The sequence below is a fragment of the Variovorax sp. MPBD4-3 genome, from assembly GCF_058809745.1.
Map to the genome: position 1 here is coordinate 16,755 of NZ_JBXASW010000014.1, position 14,788 is coordinate 31,542.

At 68.7% G+C, this 14,788-nt stretch carries 11 protein-coding genes; 9 read left to right on the top strand and 2 right to left on the bottom strand.

The features are described from left to right. Position 1 precedes the first annotated feature (1 nt). The 6 genes from rhtB (at position 2) to AC1RVW_RS11170 (ending at position 4,192) form a co-directional block, all read left to right on the top strand. On the top strand, positions 2-643 hold the full coding sequence (rhtB, locus tag AC1RVW_RS11145; protein WP_081269661.1) for a homoserine/homoserine lactone efflux protein: 642 nt from the start codon (positions 2-4) through the stop codon (positions 641-643). Positions 644-657: 14 nt separating this feature from the next. After that, entirely contained in the window at positions 658-1,146 is a 489-nt protein-coding gene (locus AC1RVW_RS11150; RefSeq protein WP_081269662.1) for a YbaK/EbsC family protein, read from the top strand. After that, the gene (locus AC1RVW_RS11155) at positions 1,143-1,400 is read left to right on the top strand and encodes a DUF1289 domain-containing protein (RefSeq protein ID WP_081269663.1); all 258 of its coding nucleotides are present in this window, start codon (positions 1,143-1,145) and stop codon (positions 1,398-1,400) included. Before AC1RVW_RS11150 ends, AC1RVW_RS11155 begins: the two co-directional genes overlap by 4 nt. Next, positions 1,397-2,044: a 2-hydroxychromene-2-carboxylate isomerase gene (locus AC1RVW_RS11160; protein ID WP_493199898.1), complete on the top strand. Its 648-nt coding sequence runs from the start codon at positions 1,397-1,399 to the stop codon at positions 2,042-2,044. The genes AC1RVW_RS11155 and AC1RVW_RS11160 overlap by 4 nt, the downstream gene beginning before the upstream one ends. Before the next feature lie 182 nt (positions 2,045-2,226). Then, positions 2,227-3,921: an MFS transporter gene (locus AC1RVW_RS11165; protein WP_106936727.1), complete on the top strand. Its 1,695-nt coding sequence runs from the start codon at positions 2,227-2,229 to the stop codon at positions 3,919-3,921. A 121-nt stretch (positions 3,922-4,042) separates the two neighbouring features. After that, entirely contained in the window at positions 4,043-4,192 is a 150-nt protein-coding gene (locus tag AC1RVW_RS11170) for a hypothetical protein (protein WP_199851880.1), read from the top strand. Between the two features lie 15 nt (positions 4,193-4,207). Here the strand turns inward: AC1RVW_RS11170 and AC1RVW_RS11175 are convergent, their stop codons facing one another. Further along, complete coding sequence (locus AC1RVW_RS11175) at positions 4,208-5,320, bottom strand: ABC transporter substrate-binding protein (protein ID WP_493199901.1); 1,113 nt, start codon at positions 5,318-5,320, stop codon at positions 4,208-4,210. Positions 5,321-5,507: 187 nt separating this feature from the next. Here AC1RVW_RS11175 and uvrA point away from each other — a divergent pair, with 187 nt between their 5' ends. Beyond that, positions 5,508-11,360 carry an excinuclease ABC subunit UvrA gene (uvrA, locus tag AC1RVW_RS11180; protein ID WP_493200023.1) on the top strand — a complete coding sequence of 1,951 codons (5,853 nt, stop codon included), beginning with the start codon at positions 5,508-5,510 and terminating at the stop codon, positions 11,358-11,360. Positions 11,361-11,370: 10 nt separating this feature from the next. Here the strand turns inward: uvrA and AC1RVW_RS11185 are convergent, their stop codons facing one another. Then, complete coding sequence (locus AC1RVW_RS11185; protein ID WP_493199903.1) at positions 11,371-12,330, bottom strand: LysR family transcriptional regulator; 960 nt, start codon at positions 12,328-12,330, stop codon at positions 11,371-11,373. A 112-nt stretch (positions 12,331-12,442) separates the two neighbouring features. Here AC1RVW_RS11185 and AC1RVW_RS11190 point away from each other — a divergent pair, with 112 nt between their 5' ends. Together AC1RVW_RS11190 and AC1RVW_RS11195 are read left to right on the top strand one after the other, a co-directional pair. Beyond that, complete coding sequence (locus AC1RVW_RS11190) at positions 12,443-13,429, top strand: Bug family tripartite tricarboxylate transporter substrate binding protein (RefSeq protein WP_493199905.1); 987 nt, start codon at positions 12,443-12,445, stop codon at positions 13,427-13,429. Between the two features lie 11 nt (positions 13,430-13,440). After that, positions 13,441-14,649, top strand: coding sequence for an amidohydrolase (locus AC1RVW_RS11195; RefSeq protein WP_493199907.1), 1,209 nt, complete (start codon positions 13,441-13,443; stop codon positions 14,647-14,649). Positions 14,650-14,788 lie beyond the last annotated feature (139 nt).

Genomic DNA, 14,788 nt, shown 5'->3' on the forward strand with positions numbered 1-14,788 from the left:
CATGGACCTGAATGTCTGGCTCGCATTCCTGGTGGCGAGTTGCGTCATCGCGGTGTCGCCCGGTTCGGGCGCCGTGCTCAGCATGAGCCACGGCCTCAGCTACGGCGTGCGGCGCACCACCGCGACCATCGTCGGCCTGCAGCTGGGGCTGGCGGTGATCCTGCTGGTGGCCGGCCTCGGCGTGGGCGCGGTGCTCACCGCCTCGGCCACCGCGTTCACGGTGATCAAGGTGGTTGGCGCGTGCTATCTGCTGTGGCTGGGCTGGCGCCAGTGGCGCGCGCCCGTGGCGCCGGCGGCGAGTGCAGAAGGCGGCGAGGCCGCGCGCGAGCCCGACCTCACCGCGCCGCAGCGCGTGCTGCGCGGCTTTCTCACCAACGTGACCAATCCCAAGGGCATCGTCTTCATGGCCGCGGTGCTGCCGCAGTTCATCCAGCCGACGCGGCCGCTGTGGCTGCAGCTGCTGGTGCTGCTGGCCACGACGGTGATGGTCGACGTGACCGTGATGCACGGCTACGCCTGGCTGGCCGCGCGGCTGCAGGGCGTGCTGCGCAGCGTGCGTGCCCGGCGCGCGCAGAACCGCGTCTTCGGCGGTGTGCTCATGAGCATGGGCGCCTTCCTGTTCCTCTTCAAGCGAAGCGCCTGATAGATTCGAATCCCATGTGCGGCTCCGAACTCCACTCCCTCCCCGAAGGCGTCCAGCGCGTTTCCCGCGTGCTGCAGGACGCCGGCCATCCCCATTCGCCACGCATGCTCGATGACGCCTGCCGCACCGCGCAGCAGGCGGCCGACGCGCTCGGCATTTCCGTCGGGCAGATCGCCAAGAGCATCATCTTCCGCCGCAAGAGCGACGAGGCGGCGGTGCTGGTCATCACTTCCGGCGACAAGCGCGTGGACGAGAAGAAGGTCGATGCGCTGATCGGCAAGACCGGCCGCGCCGACGCCGACTTCGTGAAGGCGCGCACCGGCTTCACCATCGGCGGGGTGTCGCCCGTGGGCCACCTGACCAAGCCGGTGGTGCTGATCGACCGCGAGCTGTTCCGCTTCGAGGAAATCTGGGCCGCGGCCGGCCACCCGCATGCGGTGTTCCAGCTGCGCCCGCAAGACCTCGAGAAGCTCACCGGCGCGCCGGTGGCGGACGTGGTGTGAATTTCGGCGAAGCGCAGACGCTGGCCGAGCGCGCCGTGGCCGTGCAGGCCATGGCCGAAGACGTGCCCTCGCCTTGCTCGTCGGTGTGCCGCATGGACCGCCTGAGCGGCTTCTGCGAAGGCTGCCTGCGCACCATTCCCGAAATCGCGGGGTGGAGCAAGATGGAAGACGAGACCCGGCGCCATGTGTGGCGCGCGATAGAGTTGCGGGCGCTCGCCGGCATCTGGCGCGCCCCAGGAGACCACGCCGCATGAAGCACATCGACTTCTATCTCGACTTCATCTCGCCCTACGCGCACCTTGCGTTCGAGCACCTGCCGGAGGCGCTCGAAGGGTTGAGCTACAGCGTGGCCTACAAGCCGGTGCTGCTGGGCGCGCTGCTCAAGCAGCACGGCCAGCTCGGCCCGGCGGAGATTCCGTCCAAGCGCAGCTGGACCTACCGCCACGTGCTCTGGCTGGGCCACGCGCACGGCATCCCGATCGAGATGCCCGCCTCGCATCCCTACAACCCGCTGGCGCACCTGCGGCTCGCGCTGTCGACCGGCGACGACGGCACCATCAGCCGGCTCGTGGCGGAGACCATCTTCCGCCATGTGTGGCGCGGCGGCGAGGAAGCGGGCGACCCCGCCCGCCTTGCCGCGCTCACCGCGCAGCTCGAGCCCCTGCGCGACGCGAACGGCGACGAGAGCAAGGCCCTGCTCAAGCGCAACACCGAAGAGGCGCTGCAGCTGGGCGTGTTCGGCACGCCGGCCTACGTGGTCGACGGGCGCCTGTTCTGGGGCTTCGACGGGCTCGCCATGCTGCGCGCCTGCTTGAGCGGCGACGCATGGTTCGACGGCCCGCAATGGACCGCCGCCGACCAGCGCCCGTCCCTGCTGCGCAGCGGCAAGCAGGGCTGAGGACAAACCCGAGCAAGGGTCCGATTTCTTACAAGCTGAAACGCACGGCGCGGGTTTCACCCTAATCCGTAAGCGTCGATTCAGTTTCGCGAAAGCCTCGGGTCAGTCGCGCCTCCAAGAATGCCCCACGGTCCCCGGAATCGGTGGAACCGCATGGACGCATACACACAGGAGACGACCAAATGGCAGCCACACTAGATTCGCGGGGAGTGCCGCATCCGGCCCCCCGGCCCATGTCAGCGGAGGAGAAGAAGGTCATCTTCGCCTCGTCGCTCGGCACCGTGTTCGAGTGGTACGACTTCTATCTCTACGGCTCGCTGGCCGCGATCATCGCCAAGCAGTTCTTCAGCGGCCTGGATGCGGGCGCGGCCTTCATCTTCGCGCTGCTGGCGTTCGCGGCCGGCTTCCTGGTGCGTCCGTTCGGCGCCATCGTGTTCGGCCGCCTGGGCGACATGATCGGGCGCAAGTACACCTTCCTGGTCACGATCCTGATCATGGGCCTGTCGACCTTCATCGTCGGCCTGCTGCCCAGCTACGCGACCATCGGCGTCGCGGCGCCGGTGATCCTGATCGCGCTGCGCATGCTGCAGGGCCTGGCGCTCGGCGGCGAGTACGGCGGTGCCGCCACCTACGTGGCCGAGCACTCGCCGCACGGCAAGCGCGGCGCCTACACCTCGTGGATCCAGACGACGGCCACGCTCGGCCTGTTCCTGAGCCTGCTGGTGATCCTGGGCGTGCGCGAAGGCCTGGGCGAAGCGGTGTTCAACGACTGGGGCTGGCGCATTCCGTTCCTGGTGTCGATCCTGCTGCTGGGCATCTCGGTGTGGATCCGCCTGACGCTGTCGGAGTCGCCCGCCTTCCAGAAGATGAAGGCCGAGGGCAAGACCTCGAAGGCGCCGCTGGCCGAGTCCTTCGGCCAGTGGAAGAACCTGAAGATCGTGATCCTGGCGCTGGTGGGCCTGACGGCCGGCCAGGCGGTGGTCTGGTATTCGGGCCAGTTCTACGCGCTGTTCTTCCTGACGGCACAGCTGAAGGTCGACGCGACCACGGCCAACCTGATGATCGCCGCGGCACTGCTGCTGGGCACGCCCTTCTTCGTGATTTTCGGTACGCTGTCCGACAAGATCGGCCGCAAGCCGATCATCATGGCCGGCTGCCTGCTGGCCGTGGTCACCTACTTCCCGGTCTTCAAGATGCTGACCGAAGCCGCCAACCCCGACCTGGCCCGCGCACAGGCCACCGCCGGCGTGACGGTGACGGCCGACCCGGCGACCTGCTCGTTCCAGGGCAACCCGGTGGCCCGCGAGATCGACTTCAAGAGCTCGTGCGACATCGCCAAGCGCTACCTGGTGCAGAACTCGGTAAGCTATGAGAACGTGGCCGGCGCGCCGGGCTCCAAGGCCGTGGTGAAGATCGGCGACAAGACCGTCGAGGCGCCCATCGGCAACGTGGTGAACCTCAAGTTCGACGAGAACTCCGCCAAGGAAATCGCCGCCTTCAAGAAGGGCGTGGCCGAAGACCTGAAGATCGCGGGCTACCCGTCCAAGGCCGACCCCGCGAAGATGAACAAGGTGCTGACGGTGCTGCTGCTGTTCTGGCTGGTGCTGCTGGTGACGATGGTCTACGGCCCGATCGCCGCGATGCTGGTCGAGATGTTCCCCACGCGCATCCGCTACACCTCGATGAGCCTGCCGTACCACATCGGCAACGGCTGGTTCGGCGGCCTGCTGCCGACCACCGCCTTCGCCATCGTGGCTTCGACCGGCAACATGTACAACGGCCTCTGGTACCCGATCATCATCGCGGGCATCACGCTGGTGATCGGCACGCTGTTCATCCGCGAGACCAAGGACGTGGACATCTACGCCAACGACTGAGTCCGACGCAAGCAGGAGGGCGCAATGCCCTCCGTTCAACAAAGAGGCTTCATGCCACCCCGCATGAAGCCTTTTTCTTGAGCCCTTTCCCTTCATCCCAGTTTTTCAGGAGACCAGACCCATGTGGAAGATCGTCGTCGGCTTCATCGCTTTTGCCGCACTTGCCCTGTTCGTGATTTCCAAGGCCGGCGACAAGGTCGACATGTCTGGCGAAAAGCACGGCGGCGACACGACCACGCACGAAGCCGCGCCGGCCGCCGCACCTAAGTAGCCTTGCCTCGCGCGGCTAGCGCTTGAAGCGGCCGTCGCTGATGATCGACAGGTCGGCGAAGTCGATGCCGCTGTGGTCCTGCGGCGAGTAGCTCACTTCCAGCCCGCCGCCCAGGTCGAAGCCCCTGATGCTTTCCAGCGCGGCCGTCACCTTGGCGCGCGTGGGCTTGGGGCCGGCGCGGCGCAGCGCCTCCACCAGCACCTTGGCCGACGCGAAGCCTTCCAGCGCGGCCGGCGACAACTCCGCCTGGCCCTTGGCCTGCGCCAGCGTCAGCGCTTCCTTCACCATGGGCTGGCCCAGCGAGCGTTCGTTAGGGAACACCTGCGTCACGATCACACCCTTGCTTGCATCGCCCAGTTGCTTGATGAAGCCCGACGATGCGTTGTTCGATAGCGTGACCACCTGCGCCGCCGAGCCGGCCGCGCGCAGCGCCTTGATGCCGTCCACCACGGCCACGCCCGAGCCGATCCACACCACGGCCTGCGCGTTGGCCTCCTTGATGGCCGGCACGATGGCCTTGTAGTCGGGCTTGTCGCGGTCCGCGGGAATGGTCGCGGTGGGCTTGGCCCCGCCCTTGGCGAAGCCGGCCATCGCGCCTTCCAGCGCGTCCTGCCCGAACGAGTCGGTCACGTACACCACCGCAATGCGCGTGAGGCCGATGGTCAGCAGGTGCTGCACCGCCTTTTCCGCCTCGCGCTGGTAGGTGGCGCGCACGTTGAACACATGCTTCTGCAGCGGCTTGTGCAGCACCATCGCGCCGGTCGACGGGCCGATGAGCGCCACGTCGTACTTGTCGAGCCAGGGGATGATGGCCTGCGAATGCGGCGTGCCCCGGCTCATGAACAGCGCCAGCACTTTCCTGTCCTCGATCAGCGCGCGGGCGTTGTCGCCGGCGCGCTTCACGTCGAAGCCGTCGTCCATGCGCAACACCTCGATCTTCTCGCCGTGGATGCCGCCCTGCGCGTTGACCGCGTCGATAACCAGCTGTGCCCCGCCGATGGTCTCGTTCACGCTCGCGGCCACCGAGCCTGTCATGCCTGCGGTCTGGCCGATCAGGAGCTGGGCCGAGGCGCCGGCGGCGCTGAAAGCCAGCAGGGCTGCGGCGCAAATCGTGCGCGTCTTCGTCATGGAAACCTTTCGGAACAGAGCTGGGAAGCGGTGTGTGAATTGGCGTAAACAAACGTCGTATTTGTTTCCAGAAGTGTCTCGAACTCCATTCGGACAAACCCCTGCGCGGGCACGGACCTTGTGACCCACCGCGCAAGCCCGTCATGGACCACTCCCTAGAATGTTTGCCCCACCCCTCAAGGCATTCATGACACAGGGCTCCATCCGGATTCGCGGCGCGCGCCAGCACAATCTCCAGAACCTCGACCTCGACATCCGCACCGGCGAGATGACCGTGGTCACCGGGCCCAGCGGCTCGGGCAAGTCGAGCCTCGTGTTCGACACCCTCTATGCCGAAGGACAGCGGCGCTACGTGGAGACCTTCTCCGCCTACGCGCGCCAGTTCCTGGACCGCATGGACAAGCCGGCCGTCGACAAGGTGGAGGGCGTGCCGCCCGCCATCGCCATCGACCAGACCAACCCGGTGCGCTCCTCGCGTTCCACGGTCGGCACCATGACCGAGCTGAACGACCACCTGAAGCTGTTGTTCGCGCGCGCGGCCGACCTGTTCGACCGCGAGACCGCGCTGCCGGTGCGGCACGACTCGCCCGACAGCATCTATGCGCAGATCGTCGAGCGCGCGGCCGCCGCCGGCGACCCGCGCCTGGTCGTCACCTTCCCGGTCGAGCTGCCCGCGAGCACCACGGCGGAGGAAGTCACGCAGTGGCTGTCGGCCAGCGGCTTCACGCGCGTGCAGGCCGAGCGCGAAGTGGCCACGCCCACCGGGCCGCGCAAGGTGCTGGACGTGGTGGCGGACCGCTTCCGCGCGTCGAGCGCCGAGCGTTCGCGCGTGGTGGAGGCCATCGAGGTCGCGCTCAAGCGCGGCAGCGGGCGCGTCACCGTGCATGCCACGGGAGCCGAGGAAAACGCTGCAACCGATGTGTGGAAGTTTTCGACCGGCCTGCACTGCCCCGAGAGCGACATCCGCTACGCCGACCCGATCCCGTCGATGTTCTCGTTCAATTCGGCCGTGGGCGCCTGCGACACCTGCCGCGGCTTCGGCCGCGTGATCGGCGTCGACCTGGGCCTGGTGATTCCGAACGACAAGCTCACGCTGCGCGCGGGCGCCATCAAGACCATCCAGACGCCCGCCTGGAAAGAAGCGCAGGACGACCTCATGCGCCATGCCGAGACGGCAGGCATTCCGCGCGACACGCCGTGGAACAAGCTCACCGACGAGCAGAAGCACTGGGTGATCGAGGGCACGCCCAACTACAAGGAAGGCAACTGGAACAAGCAGTGGTACGGCGTGCGCCGCTTCTTCGCCTACCTGGAGAGCAAGGCCTACAAGATGCACATCCGCGTGCTCTTGTCCAAGTACCGCAGCTACACGCAGTGCCCGACCTGCAGCGGCGCACGGCTGAAGCTCGACAGCCTGATCTGGCGCATCGGCAGCAAGGAAGACGCCGACGCGGTGCTGCCGCCCGGGAAGCGCTTCATGCCGACCGGCGCGAAGTGGACGCGCGCGCAGCTGGAGGCGCTGCCGGGGCTGTGCCTGCATGACCTGATGCTGTTGCCCATCGAGAGGCTGCGCAGGTTCTTCGACCGCATGGGCAACGGCATGGCTTCCTCCCCCGCTGGGGGAGGGCAGGGGTGGGGGCACGCGGCCTCCGCAAAGGCCGTGGCCGTGGTGGAGGCCGAGAGCCCCCATCCCGACCTTCCCGCGGCGGGGGAAGGAGCAAGACAGGGCGAGGCGCAGGCGCTGAAGCTGCTGTTCGAAGAAATCACCACCCGCCTGCGCTACCTGCACGACGTCGGCATCGGCTACCTCACGCTGGATCGCCAGAGCCGCACGCTGAGCGGCGGCGAGGTGCAGCGCATCAACCTCACCACCGCGCTCGGCACTTCGCTGGTCAACACGCTGTTCGTGCTCGACGAGCCCAGCATCGGCCTGCATCCGCGCGACATGAACCGCATCACCGAGGCCATGCTGCGCCTGCGCGACGCGGGCAACACGCTGGTGGTGGTCGAGCACGACCCGGCCGTGATGCTGGCCGCCGACCGCGTGATCGACATGGGCCCCGGCCCCGGCGCGCGCGGCGGGCAGATCGTGTTCGACGGCACCACCGACCAGCTGCGCGACGCCGACACGCTCACCGGCCAGTACCTGGGCGGTCGCAAGAAGATCGGCATGGGCTTCAAGCGGCTGGTGAGCGAGAACACGCACCGGCTCATCCTCGAAGGCGTGCGCGAGCACAACCTGAAAGACGTGACGGTCGAGTTTCCGCTGGCGCGGCTGGTGTGCGTCACCGGCGTCAGCGGCTCGGGCAAGTCCACGCTCATACAGGACGTGCTGGCGCCCGCGCTCATGCGCCACTTCGGCAAGGCCACGGAAACGCCCGGCGCGCACGACCGCATGCTCGGCGCCGACCACCTCGGCGACGTGGTGTTCGTCGACCAGTCGCCCATCGGCAAGACCGCGCGTTCCAACCCCGCGAGCTACGTGGGCGCGTGGGACGCCATCCGCGAAATCTTCGCGACCGCGGCGCTGTCGCGCCAGCGCGGCTACACCGCGAGCAAGTTCAGCTTCAACTCCGGCGACGGGCGCTGCCCCACCTGCGGCGGCTCGGGCTTCGAGCACGTCGAGATGCAGTTCCTGTCCGACGTGTACCTGCGCTGCCCCGACTGCGACGGCAAGCGCTACCGCCCCGAGATCCTCGAAGTGCGCGTGGAGCGCAAGGGCAGGAGCTACAACGTGGCCGACGTGCTCGACCTCACCGTGGCCGAAGCGGCGGCGGTGTTCGAGGCCGACCGCGACGTGCTGCGCGTGCTGCAACCCATCTCCGACGTGGGCCTGGACTACGTCAAGCTGGGCCAGCCCGTGCCCACGCTTTCCGGCGGCGAGGCGCAGCGCCTGAAGCTCGCCGGCTTCCTGGCCGAGGCCGCGAAGAACGCGACCGCCAGCAAGCAGTCGGTGGCGCGCAAGGGCACGTTGTTCCTGTTCGACGAGCCGACCACCGGCCTGCACTTCGACGACATCGCGCGGCTGATGCGCGCGCTGCGCAAGCTGCTGGACGCGGGTCATTCGCTGATCGTGATCGAGCACAACCTCGACGTGATCCGCGCGAGCGACTGGCTGATCGACCTCGGCCCCGAAGGCGGCGAGGGCGGCGGCCAGGTGGTGGCAGAAGGCACGCCCGAGCAGCTGCGCGAGAACCGCGCCTCGCTCACCGGCGCCGCGCTGGCCGACTACGAGCTGGCCATCGGCCCCGATGCCTACAAGGTGGCCGAGCGCGCCGCGCGCCGCTACATCGCCAACGCGAAGACGGCGCCGGGCAGCAACGCCATCGAGATCGTCAACGCGCGCGAGCACAACCTGAAGAACCTGAGCGTGGACATTCCGCGCGGCAAGTTCAGCGTGGTGACCGGCGTGAGCGGCTCCGGCAAGTCGACGCTCGCGTTCGACATTCTCTTCAACGAAGGCCAGCGCCGGTACCTCGAGTCGCTCAACGCCTATGCGCGCAGCATCGTGCAGCCCGCCGGCCGGCCCGAGGTGGACGCGGTGTACGGCATTCCGCCGACCGTGGCCATCGAGCAGCGCCTGTCGCGTGGCGGCCGCAAGAGCACGGTGGGCACCACCACCGAGGTGTGGCACTTCCTGCGGCTGCTGTACGTCAAGCTGGGCATCCAGCACTGCATTCACGACGGCGCCGCCGTGCAGCCGCAGACGCCCGACAGCATCGCCGCGCAGCTGATGCGCAACTTCAAGGGCCAGCACATCGGCCTGCTCGCGCCGCTGGTGAGCAACCGCAAGGGCGTGTACACCGAGCTGGCCGACTGGGCGCGCCCGCGCGGCTTCACGCACCTGCGCGTGGACGGCGACTTCCTGCCGACCACGGGCTTCCCGCGCATCGACCGCTTCAAGGAACACAGCATCGAGCTGCCCGTGGCCAGCCTCGACGTGCTGCCGTCGAAGGAAACCGAACTGCGCGAGGCGCTGACCAGGGCGCTCGAACACGGCAAGGGCGTGGTGCATGTGCTGAGCGAACTCGACGGCCTGCGCGCCGCGATGATGGCGGGCGTGTCCGCCGCGGGCATCGGCCGCGTGAACGTGTTCTCCACGCTGCGCGCCTGCCCGGTGTGCAGCACCAGCTATGCCGAGCTCGATCCGCGCCTGTTCAGCTACAACAGCAAGCACGGCTGGTGCCCCGATTGCGTGGGCACCGGCGTCAAGCTCAGCAAGGACCAGCGCAAGGTGTTCGACGACTCCGTGCGCGACGACGACAACAAGGGCCGCGAGCAGACCTTCGCCGAACCCGAGGTCGAGGACCTGGCCGACGTGGTCTGCCCGACCTGCGAGGGCACGCGCCTGAACGCCACGGCCCGTGCCGTGGGCTTCGGCACCGCGGCCGACGGCACGGGCGGCATCGGCATCACCGAGCTTGCGCGCATGAGCGTGACCGAGGTGCGCCAGTGGTTCGAAGGGCTGGCGCTCACGGGCCGCGAAGCCGAGATCGCGCGCGACCTGGTGCCGGAAATCAAGAGCCGGCTCGAATTCCTCGAAGAAGTGGGCCTGGGCTACCTCACGCTCGACCGCGGCGCGCCCACGCTCTCCGGCGGCGAGGCGCAGCGCATCCGCCTGGCGGCGCAGCTGGGCAGCAACCTGCAGGGCGTGTGCTACGTGCTCGACGAGCCGACCATCGGCCTGCATGCGCGCGACAACCAGATCCTGCTGAACGCGCTGCACAAGCTGGGCGACAAGGGCAACACGCTGGTGGTGGTGGAGCACGACGAAGACACCATCCGCCGCGCCGACCACATCATCGACATCGGCCCGAGCGCGGGCAAGCGCGGCGGCCGGCTGGTGGCCGAAGGCTCGGTGGCCGACATCCAGAATGCCGGCGATTCGCAGACCGGCCGCTACCTGCGCGATGCCATCCGGCACCCGCTGCAGGCACGCCGCACGATTCCCTCGCCCGACCCGAAGGCCGAGGAGAGCGGCGATTGGCTCACCGTGCACGGCGCCGACCTGCACAACCTGCAGGACGTGACCGCCACGCTGCCGCTGCACCGCTTGGTGGTGGTCACCGGCGTCAGCGGCTCGGGCAAGTCGACGCTGGCGCGCGACGTGCTGCTGGCCAACGTGCAGGGCATCGTGGTGCAGCGCATGACGAAGGCGGGCCGCGACGCCGACGCCGCCGGCAAGCGCCCGGCATGGGCCGGCTGCAGGAAGGTCGACGGCTACGAGACCATCGACCGCGTGCTCGAGGTCGACCAGACGCCCATCGGCAAGACGCCGCGCAGCTGCCCGGCCACCTACATCGGCTTCTGGGACACCATCCGCAAGCTCTTTGCCGACACGCTCGAAGCCAAGGCGCGCGGCTACGGCCCGGCGCGCTTCAGCTTCAACACCGGCGAAGGCCGCTGCCCGGGCTGCGAGGGCGCGGGCGTGCGCACCATCGAGATGAGCTTCCTGCCCGACGTGAAGGTGCCCTGCGAGGTCTGCCACGGCGCGCGCTTCAACCCCGAGACGCTGGCCGTGAGCTGGCGCGGCAAGAGCATCGGCGACGTGCTGAAGATGGAAGTCGACGAGGCCGTCGAGTTCTTCGCGAGCATGCCCAACATCGCGCATCCGCTGCAGCTGCTGAAGGACGTGGGCCTGGGCTACCTCACGCTGGGGCAGCCCTCGCCCACGCTGTCGGGCGGGGAGGCGCAGCGCATCAAGCTGGTGACCGAACTCAGCAAGGTGCGCGACGACATCACCCGGCGCGGCCAGAAGCCGCCGCACACGCTGTACGTGCTCGACGAGCCGACCGTGGGCCTGCACATGGCCGACGTCGAGAAGCTGATCCACGTGCTGCACCGGCTGGTGAACGGCGGCCACAGCGTGGTGGTGATCGAGCACGACCTCGACCTGATCGCCGAGGCCGACTGGATCCTCGACCTGGGGCCGGAAGGCGGCAACGCGGGCGGGCGCATCGTCGCGGCGGCGCCGCCGGAGGAAGTGGTGCGCCTGGGTACCCACACCGGGGTGGCGCTGGCGCCTGTGCTGGCGCGCTGACCGCCGCCGCTCAGGCGGGGGCCTCCCAGCCGGCGGCCCCGCGCAATGCCTCCAGGCAGGCGGCCACCGCCGGCCTGTCGCTGTCCGAACCCTGCAGCACGCCCAGGCCCTCGAACTCGCCGCCGAGTTCGTAGGGCACACGGGCGACCACGCCCCACTCCACGAAGGGCGCGATGATGCTGCGCGGCACCAGCGTCAGCACGCGATGGTTGCGCAGCAACTCGAGCACCAGCGGCAGCGAGGTGCTGGAGATCGGGTGAAGCAGGGGCTTCGGTGCATCGGGCGTGTCGAACAGCGCATCGAAGACGCTGCGCACGCCGATGCCCCGGACAGGCTCCATCCAGCGCGCGGCGTGCAGATCGGCCAGCGTCGGGCGGGCATTGCGCACGAGCGGATGACGGCGACCCGCCACGATCCAGGGGGCGTCCGGCGCGAGCATCTCGAAGGTGCAGGGCGCGGGCAGTTCGGGCGGCCGGCGGCACAGCGCCATGTCGACGCGGCCCGACATCACGTCGGCCAGCAGTTGAGCGCCGGGGGCCTCCAGCACCTCGATGCGCAATGACGGGTGGCGCGTTGCAAACGCGGGCAGCACCCGGCACAGCAGGCCACCGACGCCGGCGGTGATCGCGCCCACGCGCAGCACGCCGCCGGCGCCTTCCGCCAGCGCATGCACCGTGTCAGCGGATGCGCGCAAGGCGCTCAGCGTGTTGCGCGCCATCGGCACCATGGCGTGGCCCGCGGGTGTGAGCCGCATGCCGCGCACGTGACGGTCGAACAGAGGGGTGCCGAGCAGGAACTCGATGTCGGCCAAGGCCTGCGTCGCCGCCGGCTGGCTGATACCTATTTGTTCGGCCGCGCGCCGCACGCTGCCCGAATCTGCGACCGACACCAGGAGCTGCAGGTGCCGCAAGCGTCCCTTCGTGACCAGCCGGGAATAGAGGACGGAGGAGGCTGGTGTCGCGGCGTGCATGCGGGCTCCGGGGTATTGGATTTGCTTATACGAAGGGCCGCGAATTTATTGGATGCCGATCATGGGCGTCAACATAATCCGACAACTTTCGGCATACACGGATCACCAACCCATGAAGCTCTCACGTCGCCGGTTTGCCGCCATCCCGGCCGCCCTGCTGGGCCAGCTCGCGCTTCCGGCCGCGGCGCAGGACAGCTATCCCCAGCGCCCGGTCAAGCTGATCGTGCCGTTTGCGCCCGGCGGCTCCACCGACATCGTGGCCCGCCTGGTGGCGGACAAGATGCAGGCCGCGCTGGGCCAGCCGGTGGTCGTGGACAACCGGGCGGGCGGTGGCGGGATGATCGGCTCGGAAGCAGTGGCCCGCGCCGAGGCGGACGGCTACACCCTGGGCATCGGCACCGTGAGCACGCTGACGGTCAATCCGGTCATGCTGAAGGCCAACCGCGTCGATCCGCTGAAGGACCTCGCGCCGATCACCATGCTGGCGACCGTGCCCACGGTCCTCATGGTGCATCCTTCGTTCCCGGGGCGCAGTTTCGAGCAGGTGGTGGCCGAGGTGCGCGCCAGGCCCGACATCTACAACATCGGCTCGTCGGGCCCCGGTTCCATCAGCCACCTGCTGATCGAGGCGATGAATGCCGACCTCAAGTTCAGGCTGCGCCACGTCCCGTACCGCGGAATGGGGCCGGCCATGACGGCCGCGCTGGCGGGCGAGACCCAGGTGTCGATCGACCAGTACCCCTCGTCGGCCCCGCATATCAAGAGCGGCAAGCTGGTGCCTTTCGCCGTGGGCGCCTCGAAGCGGCTGCAGGCGTTGCCTTCCGTGCCCACGCTCAAGGAACTCGGCCAGCCGGATCTCAACCAGCTCGCGATGACCTGGTTCGGCCTGGTGGCGCCGGCGAAGACGCCGGCCGCCATCCAGAAGAGGCTGCACGAGGCCGCGGTGGCCGCGTTGCGCGATCCGGCGCTGATCGCGCGCCTGAACGAGATGGACGCGGACCCGGTCGGCGGTTCTGCCGACGCCTTCCGCTCGCAGATCGAAAGCGGGCTGGCGCGCAACCGCCGCATCATGCAGGCTGCGGGAATCAGTCCCGAGTGAACGACGGCACCATGAACGTATTCAGCACGCGGCTCTCGCTCGCCGGCATCGCCGAGACCATCGAATCGCAGTCGCAGCGCCAGCATGCCGAGGTCGTCGCATGGCGGCGCCACATGCACCGCCACCCCGAACTCTCGTTCAAGGAGGTGGATACCGCCAACTTCCTCGAACGCGAGCTCGCTGCCATCAAGGGCCTGGAAGTGAGCCGTCCCACGCCGACCAGCCTGCTCGCGCGGCTGGCCGGCGGCAGGAAAGGCCGCACGCTGGCGATGCGCGCGGACGTCGATGCGCTGCCGCTGCAGGATCGCAAGCGCTGCGACTATGCCTCGACGAGGCCCGACGTCATGCACGCCTGCGGCCACGACGGCCACGCTGCGATGCTGCTCGGCGCGGCGCGCATCCTGGCCGGCCTGCGCGCGCAGGTGCCGGGCGAGGTGCGCTTCTTCTTCCAGCATGCCGAGGAACAGCATCCGGGCGGCGCCCAGCAGATGGTGGACGCGGGCGTGATGCGGGGCGTAGACCAGGTGATCTCGGCGCACGTCATGTCGACGCTGGACACCGGCAGCATCGCCGTGCTCGATGGCCCGGCGCTGGCCAGCTCCGACCGCTTCGTGCTGCGCCTGCGCGGGCGCGGCGGCCATGCGGCCAACCCCGACCGCTGCATCGATCCGATCATGATCGGCGCCCAGATCGTCGGCAACCTGCAGGCCGTGGTCTCGCGCAACGCCGATCCGCACGAGGCGCTGATCCTGTCGATCACCCGCTTCGAAGGCGGCAGCGCCTTCAACGTGATTCCGGACACGGTGGAGCTGTGGGGCTCGGTGCGCTGTTTCAGCGAGCATGTGCGCGAACTGGTACCGGCCCTGATCGAACGCATCGCCAATGGTGTGGCGGGCGCGCACGGCGCCTCCTGCGACCTGGAATACGTCCGCGGCTACAGCCCGGTGGTCAACGACCCGGCCGTGGCGGAACGCATGCGCGAGGTGGTGCGCCAGGGCGTTTCCACGGCGGCGCTGCAGCCGATCCGGCCGCTGCCGAACAGCGAGGACTTCGGCGCCTTCCTGAAGCATGCGCCGGGCGCCTATGTGTTCATCGGTGCGCGCAGCGCGGCCAAGGGCATCGTCCATCCGCATCACCATCCGAACTTCGACTTCGATGAAGACGCGCTGCTGCACGGGGTGCAGCTGTTCGCCAACGCGCCGTTCCATCTGAACGCATAGGCCTTTCGGGGGCCTCGCCAAGGTCGTGGAAAGCGGCGCACAATGGCTTCAACCCTTGGCGCAGGCGCATCCTGAATCAGCCATGGTGGAGACCATGTGAAGGGGTGAAGCGCCGTGCCGCGGGCCACGCAAGGAGCCA

What these genes read in the sequence shown, in the direction of transcription:
- uvrA (WP_493200023.1), top strand. Translation starts at nt 5,508, where the DNA reads ATGACACAGGGCTCCATCCGGATTCGCGGCGCGCGCCAGCACAATCTC.
- rhtB (WP_081269661.1), top strand. Translation starts at nt 2, where the DNA reads ATGGACCTGAATGTCTGGCTCGCATTCCTGGTGGCGAGTTGCGTCATC.
- AC1RVW_RS11185 (WP_493199903.1), bottom strand. Translation starts at nt 12,330, where the DNA reads ATGCACGCCGCGACACCAGCCTCCTCCGTCCTCTATTCCCGGCTGGTC.
- AC1RVW_RS11160 (WP_493199898.1), top strand. Translation starts at nt 1,397, where the DNA reads ATGAAGCACATCGACTTCTATCTCGACTTCATCTCGCCCTACGCGCAC.
- AC1RVW_RS11170 (WP_199851880.1), top strand. Translation starts at nt 4,043, where the DNA reads ATGTGGAAGATCGTCGTCGGCTTCATCGCTTTTGCCGCACTTGCCCTG.
- AC1RVW_RS11165 (WP_106936727.1), top strand. Translation starts at nt 2,227, where the DNA reads ATGGCAGCCACACTAGATTCGCGGGGAGTGCCGCATCCGGCCCCCCGG.
- AC1RVW_RS11195 (WP_493199907.1), top strand. Translation starts at nt 13,441, where the DNA reads ATGAACGTATTCAGCACGCGGCTCTCGCTCGCCGGCATCGCCGAGACC.
- AC1RVW_RS11190 (WP_493199905.1), top strand. Translation starts at nt 12,443, where the DNA reads ATGAAGCTCTCACGTCGCCGGTTTGCCGCCATCCCGGCCGCCCTGCTG.
- AC1RVW_RS11175 (WP_493199901.1), bottom strand. Translation starts at nt 5,320, where the DNA reads ATGACGAAGACGCGCACGATTTGCGCCGCAGCCCTGCTGGCTTTCAGC.
- AC1RVW_RS11150 (WP_081269662.1), top strand. Translation starts at nt 658, where the DNA reads ATGTGCGGCTCCGAACTCCACTCCCTCCCCGAAGGCGTCCAGCGCGTT.